Here is a 19,049-nt window from a genome sequence, read left to right as displayed (position 1 = left end):
CTTCCTGTTCTTTGATCATCCCAATGATTTGGACTTCCGTGAAACGGCTCTTTCGCATTCGTTTGCTCCTTCAAAAGGTTGAGCAAACTCTACATCAGAACGAGGGAAGTTTCGGGGGGGCAGGTCACTGCCAATACCGCGAACGGCAGACCAACGCCCAAGGCAAAAACCTCGAGCGCTTGCCATGCGGCCGGTGCGCCGGGTTGATAGCTCCAGCCTTGTGGGATCGCCAGTGGCAGGAACAGGAATGCCAGCGCCCAAAGCGCGATATGCAGAGCCACCTGCAGCTTTAGCGGCATGTACCGTGTTGATAGATGCGCATATAGATATCCAGCCAAAAGCGCACATTGAAAGAACAGCATCGCCGTTGTCCAGACGGCGGGGGAACCGCCCAGCAACGGTAGAACAAGCTTGGCATACATCGGCTGCACAAAGAAAAGCAGCGCAGCGCTGGTGAAGATCGTCGCTGTGAAAAAGGCAGCTATGGCAGAACCGGATCGAACCATGGGAAGGGCGCACTCCTGACAACTCTAAAGTCGGGCCAGTGTGCCCGCAGATCCGACCGCAAATCGAGCGCTCGCAATTTTTTCTCCCAAGGTTGGGCAATTCCGCCACGCCTTTCGCGCAGAACCGCTTGACGCCCCGCAGGCCCCGCCTTACAAGGCCCCTCACGTCCGGGATTATCGATCCCGGCACGGGCATCAGCGGTTGTAGCTCAGCTGGTTAGAGTGCCGGCCTGTCACGCCGGAGGTCGCGGGTTCGAGCCCCGTCAACCGCGCCAATGCCCGTCCCAAGGCGCAAAACCGCCAATATGCGGTTGTAGCTCAGTTGGTTAGAGTGCCGGCCTGTCACGCCGGAGGTCGCGGGTTCGAGTCCCGTCAACCGCGCCACTTTCTGATGTTTCCCGGTGTAAGAGCGTAACGGTATTACTTGTTCTGCAAACCTGCGTGAACTGCTTTATTGGATCAGAATTGGGCGTAATAGTCCCTAGTGCGGCCTTTGGGTCGTTGGATGCTGGGCAGGGCGGCGCGAACTTGTACTCAGCCGGTTGAGAATTTTGATTCCACAAAAATGTAAATTCTCTTCCTGCTGGTCCAAATCCTAACCAATTGGTAACCAATTCAGCCGAAAACCGTCAGGCCCCTAGCGGGGCGCTGCTTGCAAGGCACAGACCTCGGTCTGGGATTTGACGCCCTTCTCTCTACCCCAGAGGAGGGCGTCTTTTCGTTTTATAACGTTTTACGAAAACCTGAATCATCCGACGCAGCCTGAAATTAAAAATTTCAGCGGGTTCGATGATGCCTGATGTCTCAGGTATTTCGCGAGACGCTTTAGGTTTACAAAAGCGCGCCCGGGTTCATGATCCCATTCGGGTCAAGCGCTGCCTTTATAGCGCGCATGGCCGCCAGTTTTGTGGGATCGCCATAGCGTTGCAACTCATCGCGTTTCAGCCGTCCGATCCCATGTTCGGCACTGACAGAGCCGTCCATGTCATGTACAAGATCATGCACCTTGCGCATGACCACATCCCGTATCTGAGTATAGTCAGCCTTGTCGCCGCCCCTTGGCGGAAAGACGTTAAAATGCAGGTTCCCATCGCCCATATGTCCGAAACAATTGATCCTGAGCGCCGGGTCAATGGCGGCGATGAGAGCGGTTCCTCGGGTCACGAAGTCCGGTATGCGGCTGACCGGAACAGAGATATCATGGGATGAGACAGCGCCGGTCAGGCGATTTCCCTCCGGTATGGTTTCGCGGATAGTCCAGAAAGCATCTGACTGCGCTTGGGTCTGCGCCAGATAGACTTCCGCTTTATTGCCTAAAACTGTGACAAGCGCCTCGGCCAGATCATCGGGCGTGGTGGTGATATCGATCAGGACCGACCAGGCCGGTGGGGTGGCAAAGGGCGGTCGGACGGGCAGATTGTGATCCTGCAGGAATGTTAACCCCTGCCGGGCGATCAGTTCGAATGCGGTGACGGCGTCGCCAAACCGGTCCTGAAGGCGGCGCAGCAGATCCAGGGCTGCCGCAGGATCGGCGATCGTGGCCAGTGCTGTGGAAACGGTGCGCGGCTGCGGAAACAGCCGCAGGCTGGTGGCGGTGATAATACCCAGCGTCCCCTCGGCTCCGATCAGCAGATGCCGTAGGTCATAGCCGGTATTATCCTTGCGCAACCGGCCCGGCCCCGCCAGCACAGACCCGTCAGGCAGCACCGCCTCAAGCCCTACGCACAGGTCGCGGGTATTGCCATACCGCAGCACCTGTACACCGCCGGCATTGGTCGACAGGCAGCCACCGATTCGGGCCGATCCTTCCGAGGCGAGCGACAGCGGAAACAACCGGTCAGCCTTTGCCGCCGCAGTGCGGATGTCGGCCAGTGTTGCACCAGCTTCTGCGATCAGCAGGTTGTCGGTACCGTCCACTGAACGTAGCTTTGCCATACGATCCAGACTGACCAGTACGGCAGGCGGTCCCTCTGGCCCCTGCACTTGACCACTGACCAGCCCGGTTCCACCACCAAAGGGGATCAAGCCGACCCGGTGCTGGTTGGCCAGTTTGACGAGTGTTGCAACCCCTGCCGTATGGCGCGGGCGCAAAAGATACTTGGCCCGCCCGTGAAATCGACCACGAGGTTCGCTGAGATAGGCGGGCCCGGGTGCAGAGATTGCCTGCGCACCCAAGGCCGCCTTGACAGCGGTTAGAAAATCGGGACCTGCGGGAGAAAGTGTCATTCAGTCCTGCATGAGAGTATCTGGTAAAGGCCTCGGGATGGTGGGCTGTTTAGGCAGTTTGCGCAAGACGGTTGTAGAGTCGTCACCCTTCGCCAAGAATAAGGAACCAAGTCAGATGTTGCTGTCAGTCGGGTAGGGTGGGTTTAAACCCACCCTACAGCCTCAGGCCTTGCGCCCGAACCCAGCTCTCCAGTGCGCGCCGCACAGATTGATCACCCGATGCAAACGCGTCATCAAGGACCGATGTCGCCGCCTTCAGCTCAACCGAACGCAGCATGGCCTTGACCGGCCCGATAGAGGCAGGGCGCATCGACAGATTGCGCAACCCCATGGCCGCAAAAGCCAACGCCTCCAGCGGGCGCCCCGCATCTTCGCCGCAAAAGCTGACCGGCGTACCCAGCCGGTTACAGCGTTCGGTGATTTGCCGTATGAAGCTCAGGAATGACACGTTCAGCGTATCATAGCGGCGCCGGACACGCTCATTCTCCCGGTCAGCGGCAAAGAAAAACTGCTTTAAGTCATTGCCGCCGATGGAAATAAAATCGGCCATCTCAAAGAACTGATCCGGGGCGAAGGCGATGGAGGGGGTCTCCAGCATGGCGCCGATCTCGATCTTTTCCGGAACCCGGTGGCCCAGAGAGGCCTCGCGGCTGACTTCGTCAAGCAGCGCCTGCCGTGCGCTGCGAAACTCATCAAACTGTGCGATGAACGGAAACATCACCCTCAACGCTCTCCCATCAGCAGCGCGCAGCAGCGCCTGCAACTGCATCCGCATCATACCAAGGCGGTCGAGACCTACGCGGATCGCACGCCAGCCAAGCGCCGGGTTCGGTTCCGGCTCGCGCTTCATATAGGGCAGTACCTTGTCCGACCCTATATCCAGCGTGCGGAACGTCACCGGTTTCCCCTGTGCACTGTCAAGGATCCGGGCATAAAGCGCAGCCAGTTCGGTTCGCTTCGGCACCGTGCGGCGGATCAGGAATTGCAGTTCGGTCCGGTAGAGGCCGACGCCATCCGCACCTGTGGGGATCAGGCTGGGCAGATCGGCCATCAATCCCGCATTCATCTGCAGCGAGATACGCATTCCGTCCTTTGTCTCGGCGGGCAGGTCACGCAAGGCAGCGTAGGATTCGCGGGCCTGATCTGCCATTTCGATCTTGGCGCCGAAAGCCTCGGCGACGTTGTCTTCGGGGCGCAGATGCACAACCCCTTGATCGCCATCGACTAGGATCGGGTCATAATTATGCGCCTCGCGCGTGATGTGCTTGGCCTGCAGCACCAGCGGGATCGCCAGCGCGCGGGCCACAATGGCCGCGTGGCTGCCGACAGAGCCTTCCTCAAGCACAACGGCTTTCAGTGCGCGTCCATAATCTAGCAATTCGCCCGGACCGATATTGCGGGCCACCAGCACGGCATTGTCCGGAACATCGGCGATATTCGGTCCCGCCTTGCCGGTAAGGACCCGCAACAGACGGTTTGAAAGATCGTCAAGGTCATGCAGACGATCCCGCAGATAGGGGTCCGCAATGCGGCTCATCCTGGCACGGGTTTCGGATTGCTCCAGCTCCACCGCGACTTCGGCAGCCAGACCTGCGTCGATGGAGGCTTCCATCCGTCGCACCCATCCCTTGTCATGGGCAAACTTGCGCCAGGCGTTCAGAACGTCGCGATGCTCGCCCATGCCGGTCAGGTCATCTGCGCCCAGCATGCGGTCCACTTCGCTGCGGAGCTGGGCCAGCGCGTCGGCCAGCCGCTGCTTTTCCGCGGCGGGATCATCGGCAACCGGGTTGGCGATGACGATTTCCGGATCATGCATCAGAACGACCCCTGCCGCCGCGCCTTCCTGGCCGATCAGGCCACGCACAAAATAGGGCAGGCGGTGGGGCTGTGGGATGTCGGTAGCGGCGGTGCCGGTAAAAGCTCCAAGCTCGGCCATCTCGGCGATGACCATGGCCACAACTTCCAGCCCGTGGACTTCATCTTCGGAGTAGTCGCGGGCCGCCTGGTTTTGGATCACCAGAACACCAAGGATTTCACCAAGGCGCTGGATCGGCACGCCAAGGAACGAGGCATAGATTTCTTCCCCGGTCTCGGGAAAGTACTGGAAGCCGCGCTCTGAAGGCGCATCGCTGGTGTTGATGGGCTCCGCGTTATAGGCGATCCGCCCGACCAGACCTTCGCGCACGCGCATCCGGGTCTGGTGAACCGCTTCGGCCTTCAGGCCGGTGGTGGCGCAGAGTTCAAGAAGGTTATCGCGGCGCAGATATATTGAGCAGACCTCGGCTGCCAGACTTTCGGAAATAATACCTGTGATGCGGTCCAGACGTTCCTGTCCGGCCGCCGGTTCGGCCAGCGCATCGCGGATGCGTTTCAGCAGGACACGGCTTTCGACCGCCTGAGATCCCGGCATGGCCTGATCAGCCCGCCTTTTCCAACTCGAACGTGTCATGCAGTGCCTGCACCGCCAGTTCCAGATATTTGCGGTCGATCAGGACGGAGACCTTGATCTCAGAGGTTGTGATCACCTTGATATTCACGTTGTCTTCGGACAGCGCGCGGAACATCCTTTGGGCGACCCCCGCATGAGAGCGCATGCCGATCCCGACAATCGACACCTTGCAGACATCCTGATCCACATCCAGCGAGGCACATTTGAACTGTCCGTCGTCTTGCGCGGCTTGCAGGGCATGGCGCGCCTTTTCCACATCGCTGGTCGGGCAGGAGAAGGTCATGTCCGTCAGACCTTCCTCCGAGATGTTCTGTACGATCATATCGACATTGACACCTGCCTCGGCCAGCGGGCCGAAGATGGCGGCGGCAATTCCGGGGCGGTCTTCGACCGCAATCAGGGTCATTTTTGCCTCGTCACGGGAATAGGCGACGCCTGAGACCACGTTGCTTTCCATGATGTCCTCCTCGTCGCAGACCAATGTGCCGGAATCATCCGTCACTGTCTCGAAACTTGATAGTACCCGCAGCCGCACCTTATAGCGCATCGCCAGCTCGACAGAGCGGGTCTGCAGAACCTTAGCCCCAAGTGAGGCCAGTTCCAGCATTTCCTCAAAGGCGATCTTGTCCAGCTTGCGGGCATGGGGCGAGATGCGCGGGTCGGTGGTGTAGACGCCATCGACATCGGTGTAGATATCGCAGCGCTCGGCCTCAAAGGCGGCGGCAAAGGCAACCGCTGTGGTATCCGAGCCGCCGCGGCCCAGTGTTGTGATCCGGCCCTCGGGGCTGATGCCCTGGAACCCTGCAATCACAGCGACTTGCATACCTGCGTCGAATTTGGCGTCCAGATTGCCTGTGGGGATGTCTTCGATCCGGGCTGCACCGTGCGCTGAATTGGTTTTCAGCGGCACTTGCCAGCCTTGCCAGCTGCGGGCTTCGACCCCCATCCTTTGCAGGGTCAGAGCCATAAGCCCGGCCGTGACGTTTTCGCCCGAGGACACCACCGCATCATATTCACGGGCATCATAAAGGGTGCCCGTTTCTTCGACCCAGCCGACCAGTTCATTGGTCTTGCCGGACATCGCAGAAACGATGACCATCACCTGATAGCCGCGCTCTACCTCCGCGCGTATCTTTTCGGCGGCATTGCCGATGCGCGCCAGGTCGGCGACAGAAGTGCCGCCGAATTTCATCACCAGCCGTTGCATGGATTTGGCCTTCGGACCTTACTTGTGTGTCGGCCTGTCTTAAGCGAGAGGGAGGGGGGCTGCAAGCGGGCGGTTGCATGGTGTTATTGTTCGGAGGTGTGTTTCCGATGAAGGGCGATCCGGCTTTAGGTGATCTTAGCGGTTTTCAAGAGAACCCTATCGCAGCCCGGCCCTTGGTCATGGTCGATGTTGACCTTGTTCAGAAGCTTTGGATCAGGCCCAGGCGGATCGCAGATCGGCTCAGGCCCAGGCCCGAGTCCCCGTCCTTGATCTGACGATCATACTCCGCCCGCGCGGTCAGCCCACTGCCCAGAAGATATTGCGCCCCGAGGCCCAGTCGCACAGTGCTGGCACTGCTGGTCGCACCAGAAGGCACTGGGGCGCTGTCATGGTGCAGGCCAAGTCGGCCATAGACGGACCAGTTGTCGTCAGAACTAATCCCGGCCAGAAAGCTGATACGTGTGCTGGTGCGCGTCTCGGCAATGGGGTGATAGGCTGCCGGGGCACCAGGCAGGTGTTCGGCTTCAAGCGCGGTGAAACCGATGCGTTCCGTCCAGCGCAGACCGACCAGGCCGCCCACACTTGTTCCTGCCTCGGCGCTTGCAGTGCTGCCGTAATAGATACGGCTTACCGGTGCATCCTGCGCCGGGACAATCGCAACGGGGGTCAGAAAGAAGAGGGCAAGAGTTGTTAGGAATCGCATCGATCAGGCCATTTTTTGAGAACGGTCCGATTGAACGCCAAATTGGTCTAGAAAATGTTAACCAAGTGGCTTTGCGGTGATGATTTCGCGCCATTCGATGTAAAGTAAAGAGTCGCCTCCGCCTGTAGATTTGTGAAATCAAAGAGTTCGGTGGCTTAGTTAATGTTGATGCCTCTGAGGTGAAAAAATACGCTAGGTCTTACCACGGTCCGACCAGGGCAGCGGCACGACCGGCACCCCATCTTCGGCCAGCGATTTAGCCTCTTTCATCGTGGCCTCCCCGCGAATGGCACGTTCGGGCGCGTCGCCCTCATGAATGCGCCGCGCCTCTGCCGCGAAGCTGCGGCCGATATCTTCCGAACTGGCTTCAACTTTTTTGCGCAGCTCCTGTATGGCCTGCTCCGCTGGGCTAGCCGGGGCGCTGAGGGGCTTTTCGTCACGCTCTGTGCCCAGGCGCGGCGCCATCAGGGCGCGATCCACATGGGTTGATCCGCAAACCGCACAGGAAATCAACCCGGCCTTCTTCAGCCGCTCAAAATCCTTGATCGAGCCGAACCAGCTGTCAAAGTCGTGGCCTTCTTCACATTTCATCTGATACTTGATCATCGCACCGCCTGTAACACACTTTACCTTCAAATATAATTCACACAGATGAATGCAATCTTTCTTCATTGCGATTCGCCACGGTGCTAAGCTGGCCAAAAAATCACACGGCAGGGGGGAATCTGCGTGTTTCGTTCTCCATTCACAATGCTGCTTTACAGCGCCGGGCTGGTCGGCGCCGCACTTGGTGCGGTGCATCTGGGTGTCGCGCCTGCGATTGCTATTGGCTTTGCTGCGGGGATCGGGGTCATCGCTGGCACGATGATACGACCGCATGCCGTGATAGAGCCACGCACAGACGATATACCGGTGCAAAAGACCGGTATTGGCCGTGCAGTCCTGTCGCAACTGCCTGTGCCGCTGATCGTGATCGCGCGGAGCGAGCGTCTGACCTTTCTTAACCCGGCGGCCAAAGCTCTATTGCCACAGGCAAGAGTCGGCAGCCCCATTGCGTCCGTGATCCGAGCCCCGGCTTTTCATGATGCGATTGAAGGTACTTTCGAAGAAGGCATCGCGCGCGAATTCAGCTATTCCGTATCCCGCGATCAGGATCGTTTTTTCGAGGCGCGTGCCGTTCTTTTGCCAGCAGAGGTCAGCGACTTCGGTGACGAAGATCAGTTGATCGTGCAGATTGAGGATCGGACGCGGGACCGGGCAATGTTGCAGACCCGGACCGACTTTGTCGCCAATGCAAGCCATGAATTGCGCACGCCGCTTGCCTCGATTCTGGGATATATTGAAACATTACAGGGCCATGCCAAGGATGATCCCGAAGCGCAGGAGCGGTTCCTGGACATCATGATGAAACAGGCCGGGCGCATGCAGCGGCTGGTTGATGATCTTATGTCGCTCAGCCGGATCGAAATGAATGCCCATGTCCGCCCGGAAGAGGTGGTCGATCTGCATCGGATCGCGCTGGATGCGGCCTCGGGACTCTATCCGCAGGCAACGGTCGCAGATGTGATGCTTCAGATAGAAATCGCAGCGGATGAGCCGGGCCCGCGGGTTCTGGGCGACAGGGATCAACTGGCACAAGTGATTGCAAACCTTGTCGATAATGCGATCAAATACAGCGGAGCGGGCGAAAAGGTTCGCGTGACAGCCGCGGACCCGGACCCGCGCTATCCCCGTCACGTCGGGATTGCTGTCATAGATACAGGCCCCGGCATCCCGCGTGAGGCTATCCCGCGTCTGACGGAACGATTCTATCGGGTCAGCATTGCCCAAAGCCGCGACAAGGGTGGTACCGGTTTGGGATTGGCGATTACCAAGCATATCCTGAACAGGCATGGGGGCGCGTTGGATGTCCGCTCTAAACTGGAGCAGGGCAGCACATTCACGGTTTGGCTGCCTGCCGTCACACTGGATGACACAAAACCGGATGAGTCGCGTGACACGCTAGAAAAAGACAAGGAAGTACAAAGCCTTGAAGTGTCACAATAGTGTAGTGATTTTGCAATAAAAGGTTTGTCCAGTCGGCCTAATGTGCCGGCGGACAAGGGATTTGCCCTTGTTTGAAACGAACCGAAATCCGGAGAAATCCTGTGAAAATCACCCATATTCTTGCGATCGCTGCGGCTGCTTCCATGGCTGCTGGCGTTGCCTCGGCCCAGTCGCGCGACCAGATTCGCATCGTCGGCTCCTCGACCGTTTTCCCGTTCTCGACAGCAGTTGCTGAGCAGTTCGGCAAAACCACCGACTTCAACACGCCCGTTGTTGAATCGACCGGTTCGGGCGGCGGCCTGAAGCTGTTCTGCGCTGGTGTTGGTGTTGAGCATCCTGACATCACCAACGCGTCGCGTCGGATGAAGAAATCCGAGTTCGAAACATGCCAGTCGAACGGTGTGACCGAAGTTGTTGAATCCATCGTTGGCTATGACGGCATCGTTATTGCAAACGCCAAAGGTTCCGCTCAGTTCAATCTGACCCGTGAGCAGCTGGTAACCGCTCTGGCCGAGCAGGGCCCGAAGCCGACCATGTGGAACGAAGTTGATCCGTCGCTGCCTGCGATCAAAATCGAAGTTCTTGGCCCTCCGCCGTCCTCCGGCACCCGTGACGCGTTCGAAGAGCTGGTCATGGAAGAAGGCTGTGAAGGCGCTGGCATCGAGTGTGAAGGCATCTCCATCCGTGAAGATGGCGCATATGTTGAAAGCGGCGAGAACGACAACCTGATCGTTTCCAAACTGGAAGCCAACCCCAACGCTCTGGGCATCTTCGGCTTCTCGTTCCTGGATCAGAACTCCGACGCTCTGCAGGGCGCGACCGTTGACGGTGTTGAGCCGACCTTCGACAACATCGCTGCTGGTGACTATCCTGTTTCGCGTTCGCTCTACTACTACATCAAGAAAGCGCATGTCGGCGTTGTTCCTGGTATCCAGGAATATGCCGTTGAGTTCGCATCCGAAGCCGCTGCTGGCGACGAAGGCTATCTGGTCGACAAAGGCCTGATCCCTCTGCCTGCTGAAGCGTTCGGCAAGAACGCTGACGCCATCGCGAACCTGACCGTGATGACCGGCAACGAGTGGGACTGATCCCCTTCGTCTGAGATTTGGACCGGGCGGCACCGCCCGGTCCTTTCCCGCTTTCGGAAAGTTCCCTGATGCTTGGCACAACGATCCTTCTTGTCTTTGCGATGGCGACAGCGTTTCTGTACGCCTCGCGCAATAAGGCCTATTCCGTCGCAGGGGGTCAGATTTCGTCCCTGCACTCCCGGCCCAATTATCATGGGCTTTACAGTTTTCTCTGGGTCGCGCTAACCGGGCTGGCCGTGTTGCTGGTGCTGAACTATGCGGTGCGCAGCTATATCGACAGTACGCTGCTGTCTGATATCGCCACTGCAATGCCAGATGCGCCCACGATCGAGCACAACCTGATCCTGAGCGACGCCAAGGCAATTTCAAGCGGCGGCATCGCATCACGCACGGATGAGCTGCGCCAGACAATTGCCGAGCGCTACGGGTCTCTGGCCCCGCTGGCGACTTGGGGGACTATGGCTGCGGCGCTTGCTGCGGCTGCGCTGGCGGGTCTGCGGACCTTTACACAGGTCGCACCGGAATGGCGTGCCCGCAACCGGGCCGAGCGGATCATCCGCTGGATCCTGATGACCGCTGCGGCGATTGCTATCCTGACCACCATCGGCATCGTGCTTTCGCTGATCTTCGAAACGCTGAACTTCTTTTCCAACATTGGTTGGCGGATTGATAAATTCCTGTTTGGCACCCGCTGGAGCCCACTTTCCGGTGTGCATGAGGGCAATTTGGACCCGGACAAAGTCGGCGCTGTGCCTTTGTTCGTCGGCACCTTCCTGATCACCATCATTGCGATGCTGGTGGCGGTGCCCATTGGCCTGCTGGCGGCGATTTACCTCTCGGATTTTGCGTCACCGACTGTACGCGGCTTCGTCAAGCCGATGCTGGAAATCCTCGCCGGTATTCCAACCGTTGTTTATGGCTTCTTCGCCGCGATTACCGTCGCCCCTTATATTCGACGTGCGGGCGAGGCGATGGGGCTGAGCGTGGCCTCTGAGTCGGCGCTGGCGGCGGGTGTGGTGATGGGGATCATGATCATTCCTTTCATCTCGTCGCTGTCAGATGACGTTATCAACGCTGTGCCGCAATCGCTGCGCGACGGCTCTTATGGCTTGGGTGCGACGCGCGCCGAAACGGTACGCCAGGTTGTGCTGCCTGCCGCCTTGCCGGGGATCGTCTCGGCGGTGCTGCTGGGTATGTCCCGGGCCATCGGTGAGACCATGATCGTGGTGATGGCGGCAGGGCAGGGGGCAAACCTGACGGTTAACCCCCTTGAGGCGGTGACAACGGTGACGGTGCAGATCGTCATGCTGATCACCGGTGACACAGAGGCGACGACAGCCGCCGGACCAGCCTTTACCCTTGGGTTCACCCTGTTCGTGGTGACGCTGGGCCTGAATATCATCGCCTTGCGCATCGTGCGCAAATATCGCGAACTTTACGACTGAGGGGGCGGACATGGTAGATATGACAGAACTCTCCGCCTATCACGGCAGTGCTGCCGCCGCCAAAAACATGAGCAAGCGGCGTCGCTCGCAGAATATGCTGAAGGTCTACGGTATCATTGCGATCTCCCTAGCGGGCCTGGCGCTTATCGCACTGCTTTACTCAGTGGTTGGAAAGGCTGCTGGCGCCCTGACCGAAAGCTATGTGACGCTTGAGGTGCCGATCAGCGCCGAGGAGGTCGATCCCGAAAATCCCGGTAAGGCCGACTTTGGCGGTCTGGTGAAAGACGCGCTGAAGGAGAAATTTCAGCCCAACGGGCGGCAGGCACGGCGCGAGCTTTATGATCTGGTCAGCAGTGGGGCGGCCTTTGAACTGCGCGATCAGGTGATCAACGCACCTGATATGATTGGCAAAACTGCCAATGTGCGCTTGTTGTCCTCGGACGTCACTGACCTTTACCTAAAAGGCTCTTTTGGCGAGATGGAGAACCGTGCTCATGCCGGTAACCTTTCGGTGGTTCCTACTGACAAAGATGGTGTCGTGCGGGTGCTGTCTTCGTCCAACGATTTTGCCGATGCGCTGGCTGTCGTGAAGGATGGTCTTTTGGCGCAGGCCCGACAACAGCGCCGTCAGGCCGCTTTGCAGGACAATGCGGTGCGGGTCTATACCCGGCGTGTCGAAAATGCCGATACGGACGAGGCCAAGGAAACCGCCAAGGCTAACCTGATCTCTGCCACGACAGAGCGGGATCGCCTGATCGGTCTGGCCGAGGATCTGGAGGCGCGTGCCGCGCAGCCGGGCGGCAAGGAAAAACTCGGGCAATCGGAGCCGTCAGTGCTGATCGAAGTGGGCAGTGGCTGGATTAAGCTGGATGAGCTGACCTCTGACGAAGGCACCGGTCATGTCGTGATGCCAGTCGAGTTTGCCGACCAGGTGGCACCGAAAGACTGGAAATACCATGTCGTCGAAGTGCCAGAGCAATCCCGCAAGGTGTCGGACAATCAGATCATCTGGACCGAAATCCTGAAGCGCGAAGGCAAGATTGAGCGGGTCTTCAACAGCCGCTTCTTTACGGCTGGCGACTCGCGGGAGCCGGAACTGGCGGGCATCTGGGGCGCGGCGGTGGGGTCTTTCTGGACCATGCTGGTGACCTTCCTGCTGGCCTTCCCTATCGGCGTGATGGCAGCGATTTATCTGGAAGAGTTTGCGCCCAAGAACCGTATCACGGACTTTATCGAGGTGAACATCAACAACCTCGCCGCCGTGCCCTCGATTGTCTTTGGTTTGCTGGGGCTGGCTGTGTTCCTGAGCTATTTTGGCGTGCCGCGCTCCTCCCCGCTGGCGGGTGGGATCGTGCTTGCGTTGATGACGCTGCCGACGATCATTATCGCCTCGCGCGCCGCAATTCGGGCTGTGCCGCCATCGATCCGCGACGCTGCCCTTGGTCTTGGGGCATCGAAGCTGCAGACCAGCTCTGACCATGTGCTGCCCCTGGCAATGCCCGGCATTCTGACCGGCACGATCATCGGTATGGCTCAGGCACTTGGTGAAACCGCACCACTGATCATGATTGGCATGGTGGCCTTTATCGTCGATATCCCAAGCGGCGTTACAGACAGTGCGACGGTGCTGCCGGTGCAGATCTATCGCTGGTCAGATTTCCCCGAGCGCGCGTTTGAGTCGCGCACGGCCGCTGCAATATGTACACTTCTTCTGTTCCTGGTCATCATGAACGCGCTTGCGGTGTTCCTCCGCAAACGGTTCGAGCGCCGCTGGTAGGGTGAGGACAAACAAATGGACGTACCCACAATGAATCATGTTCGGGCCGGTGGCGCCGGCGTAAAACACGCAGATACAAAAATTACCGCAAAGAATGTCGACGTCTATTACGGCACCAATCACGCCATCAAAGGTGTGAATGTTGATATTCTCGACAAGACGGTCACGGCATTTATCGGCCCCTCAGGCTGCGGCAAGTCGACCTTTCTGCGCTGTTTGAACCGGATGAACGACACTATTGATGTCTGCCGGGTCACCGGTCAGATCGTGATGGATGACGAGGATATCTACAGCAAGTCCATTGACCCGGTGTTGCTGCGCGCCAAGGTTGGGATGGTGTTTCAAAAACCCAACCCGTTCCCGAAATCGATCTATGACAATATCGCCTATGGTCCGCGTATCCATGGTTTGGTGCGCAACAAGGCGGATCTCGACGAGGTGGTTGAGAAATCCCTGCGCAAGGCTGCCATCTGGGAAGAGGTCAAGGATCGCTTGGATGCCCCGGGCACCGGCCTTTCGGGTGGGCAGCAACAGCGCCTCTGCATTGCGCGCGCCATTGCCACCGCGCCCGAGGTTCTGTTGATGGACGAGCCATGCTCGGCCCTTGACCCAATCGCCACAGCGCAGGTTGAGGAATTGATTGACGAATTGCGCAATAGCTTTTCGGTCGTGATCGTGACACACTCCATGCAGCAGGCCGCGCGTGTGTCGCAGAAAACCGCATTTTTTCATCTGGGCTATGTCGTCGAATATGACGAAACCCAGAAGATTTTCACCAATCCCGAAGACCAGCGCACCCAGGACTATATCACTGGGCGGTTCGGCTGAGTCACACCAAAGGAAACACCTCCATGGGACCGCATATCGTATCTTCATTTGATGACGACCTGATGGCGCTGCAGGGCAAGATTGCCGAGATGGGCGGTCTTGCGGAAGAACTGCTGTCTCAGGCTTTGGATGCCGTAAAAAATCGCGACAAGTCTCTGGCCGAGCAAGTGATCGAGCGTGATGCGCGTCTTGATGCGCTGGACATGGAAGTCGAAGAGATGGCGACCACCATCATCGCCTTGCGTCAACCTATGGCTCAGGATTTGCGGGTGCTGATCTCGGCGCTCAAGATTTCCTCGACGCTGGAGCGGATCGGTGATCTGGCCAAGAGCATTTCCAAGCGGACAATGGCGATTTCCAAAACCGGTCCGGTGACGATCACCTCTTCCATTGTGCGAATGGGGCGCGCCACGCTGGCGCAATTGTCCGAAGTTCTGGATGCCTATACCTCACGCGATACAGAGAAAGCGGTGGCCGTCTGGCGCAAGGATGTCGATATCGACGAAATGTACAACGCGCTGTTCCGCGAGGTTGTCACCTATATGATGGAAGATAGCCGGATGATTGGCGCGGGCAGCCAGATGCTGTTTATCGCCAAGAACCTGGAACGCATCGGCGACCACACAACCCATATTTCTGAGATGATCTACTACATCCAGGAAGGTGAACCACTGGGCGATGATCGTCCGAAGGGTGAGCCGCTGGGACTGGATCTGGAGTAATCCCAAATGGCAAAAGTTCTTGTTGTCGAGGATGAAGAGGCGCTAAGCCAGCTTCTGTCCTACAATCTGGGCAAGGAAGGGTTCGAGGTTGAAACAACCTCGGACGGCGATGAGGCGTTGATTGCCGTTGACGAACAAAAGCCCGACCTTGTTTTGCTGGATTGGATGTTGCCCAATAAATCCGGCATCGAGATTTGCCGTCATTTGCGCGCGCAAACCAACACCAAGGACCTGCCGGTTATCATGCTGACAGCTCGCGGCGAGGAAGAGGACCGCGTGCGCGGTTTGGATTTGGGCGCTGATGATTACGTCACCAAGCCGTTCTCCATGTCCGAGCTGGTGGCCCGTATGCGTGCCGTGTTGCGCCGCACCCGTCCAACCATCGCGGGCGATGTCGCGACATTTGCTGATATTACTCTGGATCGAGAAACCTGCCGCGTGCGGCGCGGTGATCGCGATGTACATCTCGGCCCCACCGAGTTTCGTCTGCTGGACGTGCTGATGCAGCGTCCGGGTCGCGTATTTTCGCGCGAGCAGTTGCTTGATCGCGTCTGGGGGCAGGATGTCTATGTGGAGATCCGTACCGTTGACGTGCATGTCGGTCGTTTGCGCAAGGCGCTGAATCGCCGGGGTGATCGCGATCCGATCCGCACCGTGCGGTCATCGGGCTATGCGCTGGACGAGACCTATAGCGGGCTTTGATCGGCTAGGACTGGTTTGTCAGACAGTATCTGAATTCTTCTTCGATGCGCCTTGGTATAGACCGATATCAGAGCAAGTTTCGCAACGTATTAAAGCGTTTCGGGATAAACCTGAGACAAAAGATTATCCTGAAACGCAGTGATAAGCCTATATGGTGTACGCGTTTCGATTTTATGTGATGTCTCAAGGTAAACTCGAAACGCTTTAAGACTACGCTTTGGTTAAAAGCGGATGAGCCGGGTTTGAGTGTTGATCACAATACTCAACCCGCACCGAACTTGATTCGCAAATGGGCTGTTCAGCCATTGAGAATTACGTCACAATCATGCCTTAAAGCGTTTCAAATGCCCCATTTACGGTCTGTTAATCTTCATATGTGGTGGATGAATTTAAAAATTCGAATATTTAATTGCCATAGCTAGTTGAATATATAATAGTTAACCGTAGTTTCGTAAGGGAAATGCTTCAAAGCCTGCTTTGAAACAACTTTTAGACAAAAACGGTGCCTAATGTTTCTATCACTGTGGAGTGTGTAACAGATGGGCGAGAGTATGACCCGCATATTACTAAAGACCAGCGTTCTGGCGTTGGCAGTATCCTCATTCGCATTTGGCGATGCTCTGGAGCTCTATGCTCAGGGTGAGTTTGTGGAAGGAAAGTACCGCATCAGTTTGGCCAGCAGGCAAAAGATGCTATCGCAGCGAATTGCGATGACTGCCTGCTTCGTTGAGCTTGATATCGAAAAAGATCGTAACCTGGAAAAATTGCGTCGGGCGCACGATGTTTTTGACAGTTCACTAAAAGAACTGCGCGATGGTGGTGGGGAACATGACATTGGGCCTGAAAAGGACCGTCGGACCCTAGAAGGTCTTACCGTCGTTGACGAGCATTGGGTAGACTTCAGCAAGACGATTCAAGATGTCCTGGCGAAAGGCGAAGTAACTTACGAGGATGAGGAAGACATCCTTTACAAAAATGTTATGGCGCTGGAAGACATGGAAATGATCACGGCGCTGATCAAGGCCGAATACGCCAACCCGAACGAGATGATGTTGGATGCGGCAATTGCCATGAACATCGTCAGTCGTCAGCGTGTTCTGCTGCAGAAGGCCACGAAAGAGTTCTGTTACCTTGTCGGCGGACATCATGTTGAAGAGGAAAGAGAGCTTCTGGAAGCGACGCATAATCTCTTCAATACCTCGATGGATGCGCTTATCAGCGGAATGCCTTCAGCCGGCCTTAAGGCACCACCGACAGAAGAAATTGCAAACGAACTGGTTGTTATCCAGGAAGTTTGGGGCGCTATGGATAAAATCTTCGAACGCGCACTTGCGGGCGAAGAAATCAGTAAAGAGGAGATCGAATTCGTCGCAACAGAGAACAGCCATCTGCTTGAAGAGATGAATAAAGTGGTTGGCATGTATCTGAGCCTTTGACGGCCAGATTGTAATCAGTATAGTCTTAGAAGGTGTCCGGTCACCTGCGAGGCCTATAAGTACTTAGACCCGGAGTAAAAAAATGAAAACTGCACCAAGTAAAAATGACTTCCTCGCTAAATCTATCAAGCGAGTCTCCCTAGCTGCAGCAATTGTTGCAGCAACAACGACTTCGACATTTGCCCAGAACGTCGTTCTTAAAGCCAACGACGGCTCAGTTGATGTTCAGGGTGAGCTTATTTCTTTCGAGGATGGTATTTATCTGATCCGCACGCCTATTGGTGAAATGCGGATGAGTGCTTCCCGCGTAAGCTGTGAAGGTGCCGCTTGTCCTGAGATCGCTGTTGATGACGCTGACTTCATCATTGCTGGTTCAGACACCATCGGTGATGAGCTGATGCCGCTTCTGTTGGAAGGCTTCGGCAACTCCATGGGCGCGGAAACCGATCTGACCACCACCGCCGATGCGTCGGTTAAAACAGCCGCAATGATTGGTGATGATGGTTACGGTGATGAGATTGCCAGCGTGCTGATCGAATCCCGGGGGTCATCGACTGCATTCCGCGAAATGCTGGCTGGCCGGGCCGAGATCGGCATGGCTTCGCGCCGGATCCACCGGGAAGAGGCCCGCGAATTGCGTGCCAAGGGCGCCGGTAACATGGTCGACATTCAGCAGGAGCGCGCCATCGCGGTTGATAGCCTGCTGATCCTCGTATCGCCTCAGAACCCGGTTGATGCGCTGACTATTGACCAGATTGCCCGGATTTATTCCGGTGACATCACCAACTGGGCCGACTTGGGCGGACCAGACCTGCCGATCACCGTATATTCGCGCTCCGAAGAATCTGGTACGCGTGGTGTGTTTGACGGTCGGACTTTGGAACCACGTGGCCTTTCGGTACGCGCGGATGCGGTTATTGTCGGTGACAACATCGAAATGTCGCGTGACGTTTCTCAGGATCCGTCGGCCATCGGATATGCCGGTTTTGCGTTCCAGCGCGGTGCCAAAAGCATCGACGTGATCACCGAATGCGGTTTGCGCACCCGGGCCAATCCGTTCGAAGCAAAGACCGAGGAATATCCCTATCAGCGCCGTCTGTATCTCTACAGCAAGTCTGAGGTAGAGAATGATCAGGCTCGCCAGTTCCTTGACTTCGTGACCACAAGTGCTGCGGACAGCTTGGTGACCAAAGGCGGCTTCATTGATCTGGGTGTCACCCGCCGCTCGCAGGATGTTCTTGTTGAGCGTCTGCGCCAGGCAATGTCTTCGCTAACCGATGATTATGAGATGGGCCTCTATCGTGAAATCATCAATGCGGCCGAGGATTGGGATCGTCTGTCGACCACCTTCCGTTTGCCGACCGGTGCGACCCACCTGAGCGCAAAAGGGCAGCGGGACCTGGAGCGTCTGATGCAGTACCTTGAGGCTCAGCCTGAGGGTACAGAGGTTGCTCTGGTGGCTTTTACCGATGATCAGGGTCCGGAAGAGTCCAATCACCAGCTGGCACTGAAGCGTGGCGCGGAGGTAATGCAGGACGTGGTCGCCGCAGCAGGCAACCGCACCCCGCACGTGACCTACAGCTCCATGGGGTTCGGCGAACTGGCACCAGCGGCCTGTAACGAGACCGAAGCCGGTCGTGCGGTTAACCGTCGCGTTGAGGTCTGGATCCGCTGATCCCAACTGCAGTTTTTTACGCCCCCGTTCCGGTTTCCGGTGCGGGGGCGTTGCATTTAAGAGAGCCATGCAAAAAACCTGAATCATCTAACGCTGCCTGAAATCAGAGATTTCAACGCGTTAGAGCGCCGTCCTTGAAATCTGAATCGGTGGGATTCCCACGATGCGGATTTTGTGATTCACTATATTTGGAGGTGGAACATGGGCAAATCGCTATCACTGGATATTCGGGAGCGTGT

Annotated in this window: 15 protein-coding genes and 2 tRNA genes; 11 read left to right on the top strand and 6 right to left on the bottom strand. The window is 57.2% G+C overall.

Features of this window, described 5'->3' with window-relative positions; all coding sequences use genetic code 11:
- Positions 1-89: 89 nt before the first annotated feature.
- Positions 90-506 (bottom strand): hypothetical protein, encoded by a 417-nt coding sequence (locus tag ACW9UQ_RS16175; RefSeq protein WP_458932050.1) that lies wholly within the window; start codon positions 504-506, stop codon positions 90-92.
- Between the two features lie 198 nt (positions 507-704).
- Here ACW9UQ_RS16175 and ACW9UQ_RS16170 point away from each other — a divergent pair.
- A tRNA-Asp gene (locus ACW9UQ_RS16170) sits at positions 705-781 on the top strand.
- 32 nt (positions 782-813) lie between these two features.
- Positions 814-890: transfer RNA gene (locus ACW9UQ_RS16165), tRNA-Asp, on the top strand.
- Positions 891-1,337: 447 nt separating this feature from the next.
- Here ACW9UQ_RS16165 and ACW9UQ_RS16160 read toward each other — a convergent pair.
- The 5 genes from ACW9UQ_RS16160 to ACW9UQ_RS16140 all read right to left on the bottom strand — a co-directional run bounded on the left by ACW9UQ_RS16160 (position 1,338) and on the right by ACW9UQ_RS16140 (position 7,697).
- Complete coding sequence (locus tag ACW9UQ_RS16160; protein ID WP_458932049.1) at positions 1,338-2,732, bottom strand: FAD-binding oxidoreductase; 1,395 nt, start codon at positions 2,730-2,732, stop codon at positions 1,338-1,340.
- A gap of 154 nt (positions 2,733-2,886) precedes the next feature.
- The gene (gene ptsP, locus ACW9UQ_RS16155; protein WP_458932052.1) at positions 2,887-5,142 is read right to left on the bottom strand and encodes a phosphoenolpyruvate--protein phosphotransferase; all 2,256 of its coding nucleotides are present in this window, start codon (positions 5,140-5,142) and stop codon (positions 2,887-2,889) included.
- Between the two features lie 7 nt (positions 5,143-5,149).
- The gene (locus tag ACW9UQ_RS16150; RefSeq protein ID WP_458932048.1) at positions 5,150-6,388 is read right to left on the bottom strand and encodes an aspartate kinase; all 1,239 of its coding nucleotides are present in this window, start codon (positions 6,386-6,388) and stop codon (positions 5,150-5,152) included.
- 199 nt (positions 6,389-6,587) lie between these two features.
- Positions 6,588-7,091, bottom strand: a complete 504-nt coding sequence (locus ACW9UQ_RS16145; protein ID WP_458932047.1) for an outer membrane beta-barrel protein — start codon at positions 7,089-7,091, stop codon at positions 6,588-6,590.
- Positions 7,092-7,283: 192 nt separating this feature from the next.
- On the bottom strand, positions 7,284-7,697 hold the full coding sequence (locus tag ACW9UQ_RS16140) for a DUF1178 family protein (RefSeq protein WP_458932046.1): 414 nt from the start codon (positions 7,695-7,697) through the stop codon (positions 7,284-7,286).
- 123 nt (positions 7,698-7,820) lie between these two features.
- On the opposite strand from ACW9UQ_RS16140, the gene ACW9UQ_RS16135 reads away from it, so the two are divergent.
- The 9 genes from ACW9UQ_RS16135 to ACW9UQ_RS16095 all read left to right on the top strand — a co-directional run bounded on the left by ACW9UQ_RS16135 (position 7,821) and on the right by ACW9UQ_RS16095 (position 18,810).
- Positions 7,821-9,137 (top strand): ATP-binding protein, encoded by a 1,317-nt coding sequence (locus ACW9UQ_RS16135; RefSeq protein ID WP_458932045.1) that lies wholly within the window; start codon positions 7,821-7,823, stop codon positions 9,135-9,137.
- Positions 9,138-9,238: 101 nt separating this feature from the next.
- Positions 9,239-10,225 carry a substrate-binding domain-containing protein gene (locus tag ACW9UQ_RS16130; RefSeq protein ID WP_458932044.1) on the top strand — a complete coding sequence of 329 codons (987 nt, stop codon included), beginning with the start codon at positions 9,239-9,241 and terminating at the stop codon, positions 10,223-10,225.
- Positions 10,226-10,293: 68 nt separating this feature from the next.
- Positions 10,294-11,670 carry a phosphate ABC transporter permease subunit PstC gene (gene pstC / locus ACW9UQ_RS16125; protein WP_458932043.1) on the top strand — a complete coding sequence of 459 codons (1,377 nt, stop codon included), beginning with the start codon at positions 10,294-10,296 and terminating at the stop codon, positions 11,668-11,670.
- Between the two features lie 10 nt (positions 11,671-11,680).
- The gene (gene pstA, locus ACW9UQ_RS16120) at positions 11,681-13,447 is read left to right on the top strand and encodes a phosphate ABC transporter permease PstA (RefSeq protein ID WP_458932042.1); all 1,767 of its coding nucleotides are present in this window, start codon (positions 11,681-11,683) and stop codon (positions 13,445-13,447) included.
- Positions 13,448-13,477: 30 nt separating this feature from the next.
- Complete coding sequence (gene pstB, locus ACW9UQ_RS16115) at positions 13,478-14,275, top strand: phosphate ABC transporter ATP-binding protein PstB (protein WP_458932051.1); 798 nt, start codon at positions 13,478-13,480, stop codon at positions 14,273-14,275.
- Positions 14,276-14,298: 23 nt separating this feature from the next.
- Complete coding sequence (gene phoU / locus ACW9UQ_RS16110) at positions 14,299-14,997, top strand: phosphate signaling complex protein PhoU (RefSeq protein WP_458932041.1); 699 nt, start codon at positions 14,299-14,301, stop codon at positions 14,995-14,997.
- 6 nt (positions 14,998-15,003) lie between these two features.
- Positions 15,004-15,699, top strand: a complete 696-nt coding sequence (gene phoB / locus ACW9UQ_RS16105; protein ID WP_458932040.1) for a phosphate regulon transcriptional regulator PhoB — start codon at positions 15,004-15,006, stop codon at positions 15,697-15,699.
- A 551-nt stretch (positions 15,700-16,250) separates the two neighbouring features.
- Positions 16,251-17,135: a type IV pili methyl-accepting chemotaxis transducer N-terminal domain-containing protein gene (locus ACW9UQ_RS16100; protein ID WP_458932039.1), complete on the top strand. Its 885-nt coding sequence runs from the start codon at positions 16,251-16,253 to the stop codon at positions 17,133-17,135.
- 292 nt (positions 17,136-17,427) lie between these two features.
- The gene (locus ACW9UQ_RS16095) at positions 17,428-18,810 is read left to right on the top strand and encodes a phosphate ABC transporter substrate-binding/OmpA family protein (RefSeq protein WP_458932038.1); all 1,383 of its coding nucleotides are present in this window, start codon (positions 17,428-17,430) and stop codon (positions 18,808-18,810) included.
- Positions 18,811-19,049 lie beyond the last annotated feature (239 nt).

It is taken from the genome of Halovulum sp. GXIMD14793 (assembly GCF_054457435.1).
This window is presented reverse-complemented; position numbering and strand designations above follow the sequence as displayed.

What these genes read in the sequence shown, in the direction of transcription:
- ACW9UQ_RS16175 (WP_458932050.1), bottom strand. Translation starts at nt 506, where the DNA reads ATGGTTCGATCCGGTTCTGCCATAGCTGCCTTTTTCACAGCGACGATC.
- ACW9UQ_RS16160 (WP_458932049.1), bottom strand. Translation starts at nt 2,732, where the DNA reads ATGACACTTTCTCCCGCAGGTCCCGATTTTCTAACCGCTGTCAAGGCG.
- ptsP (WP_458932052.1), bottom strand. Translation starts at nt 5,142, where the DNA reads ATGCCGGGATCTCAGGCGGTCGAAAGCCGTGTCCTGCTGAAACGCATC.
- ACW9UQ_RS16150 (WP_458932048.1), bottom strand. Translation starts at nt 6,388, where the DNA reads ATGCAACGGCTGGTGATGAAATTCGGCGGCACTTCTGTCGCCGACCTG.
- ACW9UQ_RS16145 (WP_458932047.1), bottom strand. Translation starts at nt 7,091, where the DNA reads ATGCGATTCCTAACAACTCTTGCCCTCTTCTTTCTGACCCCCGTTGCG.
- ACW9UQ_RS16140 (WP_458932046.1), bottom strand. Translation starts at nt 7,697, where the DNA reads ATGATCAAGTATCAGATGAAATGTGAAGAAGGCCACGACTTTGACAGC.
- pstC (WP_458932043.1), top strand. Translation starts at nt 10,294, where the DNA reads ATGCTTGGCACAACGATCCTTCTTGTCTTTGCGATGGCGACAGCGTTT.
- pstA (WP_458932042.1), top strand. Translation starts at nt 11,681, where the DNA reads ATGGTAGATATGACAGAACTCTCCGCCTATCACGGCAGTGCTGCCGCC.
- pstB (WP_458932051.1), top strand. Translation starts at nt 13,478, where the DNA reads ATGAATCATGTTCGGGCCGGTGGCGCCGGCGTAAAACACGCAGATACA.
- phoU (WP_458932041.1), top strand. Translation starts at nt 14,299, where the DNA reads ATGGGACCGCATATCGTATCTTCATTTGATGACGACCTGATGGCGCTG.
- phoB (WP_458932040.1), top strand. Translation starts at nt 15,004, where the DNA reads ATGGCAAAAGTTCTTGTTGTCGAGGATGAAGAGGCGCTAAGCCAGCTT.
- ACW9UQ_RS16100 (WP_458932039.1), top strand. Translation starts at nt 16,251, where the DNA reads ATGACCCGCATATTACTAAAGACCAGCGTTCTGGCGTTGGCAGTATCC.
- ACW9UQ_RS16095 (WP_458932038.1), top strand. Translation starts at nt 17,428, where the DNA reads ATGAGTGCTTCCCGCGTAAGCTGTGAAGGTGCCGCTTGTCCTGAGATC.